Genomic DNA, 3,587 nt, shown 5'->3' on the forward strand with positions numbered 1-3,587 from the left:
GTCAACTCGGATTTGAAAGACAACTATGGCGCACGTCATGTCAGAGTGAAAGGACATTGGAAAGTTCTTTGCCATCTGATGTTCGGCGTAATCGCCATTACGGTTAAGCAACTGTTCAACATGCTTGAATAGATTGATTTAAGTTCGATTGAAAATTGAAAAACAGGAACTCCCGTGGTGACGGGAAAGGTTCACACACAAAAAATCGATTTTTTACGGCTTTTTGGGAAAAAAGTCGTGTCGGATGTGTCAAGATGGGCTTGGCACAGGAGAAATCGAGTTATTAACAGGGAAAAGCCAATCGTTTTGAAATTGGCTCATATAACAATATCGGGAGGAATCATGTCAATCACGCGAACCGCCGTCAGCTATTACAACCTCGGCTATGTGGAGCACGCCGAAGCGGATTTCCGCGAAATGCTCGATCACGGCTGTACGACCGTGATCCTGGCGGTCACCGAATTCGATTTCGATTTCTGGCGGCCGAACATCCCGCGCATCGTGGAGGCGGCGCACCGCCTCGGGCTTCAGGTGCTGATCGACCCGTGGGGGATCGGCAAGTTTTTCGGCGGAGAGCAGGTCAGCAAGTTCCTGCAGGACAACACCGGGAACCGGCAGGTTTCGGCGCTGACCGGGGAGGCGCTGCCGTATGCGTGTTTCAACACGCCGAGCTTCCGTGACTACTTCGCGCGGTTCTGCCTGACGCTGGCGCGCGAGGCGGGGGCGGACGGCTTCTTCTGGGACGAGCCGCACTATGCGTTCCCGAAATCCTACGCTTCGATCACCGGCGGCGCGGGCGAGGACTGGACCTGCCGCTGCCCGGTCTGCATGGGGAAGTTCCGGGAGCATTACGGCTATGAGATGCCGAAGGTGATGAACGACGACGTGAAGCGGTTCCGCCGCCGCGAGGCGCTGTTCATCCTTGAGGACACCTCGCGCCGGATCAAGGAACTGGACCCGGCGCAGGAGATCACCTGCTGCGTGCACGCGACGCTGAACAGCTATTACGTGACCGAACACCGCGGCTACGACGACTGGGACGAAGTCGCGGCCAGCCCGTACTTCGACGTGTTTTCGACCACGATCGTCGCGTGGAACCTGCCGCGCGGCTTCTTCGAGGAGATCACCCGCCGCACGGTCGCGGCCGCGAGAAAGTACGGCAAGCAGTCGGAACGGTGGCTGATGGGCTATTACAGACAGCCGGAGGATTTCTCCGAGATCGACCGGACGGTGGAGCTGTACGAGTCGCTGGGGGTGGACCGGCTCGGCACCTGGACCTACCGGGGCGGCTACGGCACCGTGCTGGCCGCGCCGGACGCGCTGAAACTGTGGGACCGCATCGGAGAGAACTACAAACGTGTCATCGGAAAGGGGAAATGAGATGTTGAACGATTTCGGATATCTGGAACAGATCGAGGCGAACCTGCGCCGGGTCAAAGAGGAGCAGGCCGCGAACATTCAGGCCGCCGGGAAGCTGATGGCCGATGCGGTCGAACAGGACCGGCTGATCAGCGTGTACGGCGGCGGCGGGCACACCACACTGGTGATGGGCGAGATGTTCTTCCGGGCGGGCGGCCTCGCGAACATCAACCCGGTCATGGAAACCGGGCTGTCGGTGTTCAACCAGGCGCTGAAGTACCTCGAACTCGAACGCACCGAGAATTACGGTTCGGCGATCATGAGATATTACGATCTTCAGCCGGGAGACCTGCTGATCATCTTCCACAACATCGGGATCAATGCGGCGACCGTCGACGCGGCGCTGGAGGCGAAACGGGCCGGTGCGAAGATCGTCGCGGTGTCCAGCTCGCACTGGCAGAAGGAGATGCCGCCGGACCACTTCATCCGGCACAGCTCCGGGAAGAACCTCTTCGACCTCGCGGACGTCTGCATCGACGACTGCAACCCGGTCGGCGACGCGCAGGTGAAGGTGCCGGGTTTCGATACGCCGATCGCGCCGGTGTCGAACGTGGTGGACTTCACCATCGCCCACTGGCTCGAAATCGAATGCGTCCGGCAGTGCGTGGAACGCGGCCTGACGCCGCCGGTCTGGCGCAGTGCGAACGCCCCCGGCGGCGACGAATACAACGCCGCGAACCTGAAAAAATACCGGCCTCTGGTCAAGAACCTGTAAAGGAGGGAATGAATATGAAAAAAGGCCGTTTTACCCTCATTGAGCTGTTGGTCGTGATAGCAATCATTGCGATTCTGGCGTCGATGCTGTTGCCAGTGCTGAATCAGGCGCGGGAGAAGGGAAAAGCTATTACCTGTACCAATAATATGAAGCAAATAGGAGTACAAGCTCAACTTTATGCAAACGATTACAGCGGCACTGTTGTCGTTACCGCCGACGATATGGCGAAATACTATCCGGAAATCTTTCTGAATGACAAATATGATGCGGCAACATCAGCAAAGCATAAACTCTATTATTGTCCCAGTTTGTTTCCAAGCATTTACAGATCCCGTATTTATGGCGTGTTTTTTGCTGACGATGATCATACACCATTTCGGCTTTATGGGTATGCCGGCCAAGTTTATCTGACGATGAAAAAGATGAGAAGTGCAAGTTCCGCATTTTATCTGGGTGATTCTTATGACTCCGGTGAGCGAATGAGCATGTATCGAATCAATTTGGGAAGTGATACCAACGGTATGCTTATGGATATTCATTCCGGCAGGATCAACGTTTCCTTTTTTGATGGGCATGTTGCTGCACTGCTGCCAAGAGAAACCAAGGAGGCTTATGATGTTATGTATCGCAACCAGACAGGAAAGGTACGCACTTATACGCCTTATTATCGTGATGCAAGGTCTCTGGGGAGCAGACCGCTTTAAATGATTGCAAGATATTTGTGAAAAATATCACTGATTGAGAGGAAGCAGTAAAAATGTGGAAAATCATATTGCTGTTATTGGTATCGCTTGGAACAGTTCCTGCAGTTTTAGGTGACAAAAGTTGGTTGTTCAATCAAGATTTCTCACAGAACTCCAACTTTTTTGGAAAGGTTGAAATAGAACAGGATAAAAAATTTCCGGAATTTTTTGGTGCGAAATTTTCATCGGACAGTCCCATTTACAGAATTCCATCTTCGGAACAGTTCAATTATATTGATGATTTCGCCGTCGAAGCCGTCTTTCGTTCGGATGAAATCAATGATTATCGCACTATCCTCTGGAAAGGCGATCGCTCCCAGAATCCGCAGCGAGTACAATTTTTTGTATCCACGATTAATGGCAAATTGGAGTTCAAGTTTAAAGACGGCAAAGGAGAATGGTATAACTTCATTACTTCAAAACCGGTGATTTTCCCAGGATTATGGTATCGTGTCATCGTGAAATTCAAAGGAGGATATGCCAAAATCTGGGTAAATGGACGGGAATGTGCTGTAGGTAATGCATATTGGAAAGCCACGCCATTGCAGGCCTTGGTGAAAAACAATGATCCGCTTTATATCGGAAGCGGTAACTACGGCAATCGGATAGGGATGTTTTTCTGCGGAATAATCCGGGAGATTCGAATTGCCTCCCCCGCATCCAAACTCACCGTAGATCCTGAGAAAGATAAAAAATTTGAAGCCAGAAGT

4 protein-coding genes and 1 pseudogene are annotated in these 3,587 nt (G+C 52.6%); all 5 read left to right on the forward strand.

Annotated features, from left to right (window positions below):
- Positions 1 to 132 (forward strand): annotated as a pseudogene (locus ACMLHG_RS13770) (IS5/IS1182 family transposase); the annotation flags it as partial.
- 210 nt (positions 133 to 342) lie between these two features.
- Positions 343 to 1,380, forward strand: a complete 1,038-nt coding sequence (locus tag ACMLHG_RS13775; RefSeq protein ID WP_168961605.1) for a hypothetical protein — start codon at positions 343 to 345, stop codon at positions 1,378 to 1,380.
- Position 1,381: 1 nt separating this feature from the next.
- Positions 1,382 to 2,134 (forward strand): sugar isomerase domain-containing protein, encoded by a 753-nt coding sequence (locus ACMLHG_RS13780; RefSeq protein WP_417170861.1) that lies wholly within the window; start codon positions 1,382 to 1,384, stop codon positions 2,132 to 2,134.
- 14 nt (positions 2,135 to 2,148) lie between these two features.
- Entirely contained in the window at positions 2,149 to 2,838 is a 690-nt protein-coding gene (locus tag ACMLHG_RS13785; RefSeq protein ID WP_276742841.1) for a prepilin-type N-terminal cleavage/methylation domain-containing protein, read from the forward strand.
- Positions 2,839 to 2,891: 53 nt separating this feature from the next.
- A partial coding sequence (locus ACMLHG_RS13790; RefSeq protein WP_417170862.1) for a LamG-like jellyroll fold domain-containing protein occupies positions 2,892 to 3,587 on the forward strand: 696 nt, incomplete at its 3' end.

The organism is Victivallis sp., from assembly GCF_048170485.1.
Lineage (GTDB): Bacteria > Verrucomicrobiota > Lentisphaeria > Victivallales > Victivallaceae > Victivallis.

Excerpts from the sequence above, each read along its gene's own strand:
- ACMLHG_RS13775 (WP_168961605.1), top strand. The coding sequence starts at position 343 with ATGTCAATCACGCGAACCGCCGTCAGCTATTACAACCTCGGCTATGTG.
- ACMLHG_RS13785 (WP_276742841.1), top strand. The coding sequence starts at position 2,149 with ATGAAAAAAGGCCGTTTTACCCTCATTGAGCTGTTGGTCGTGATAGCA.
- ACMLHG_RS13780 (WP_417170861.1), top strand. The coding sequence starts at position 1,382 with ATGTTGAACGATTTCGGATATCTGGAACAGATCGAGGCGAACCTGCGC.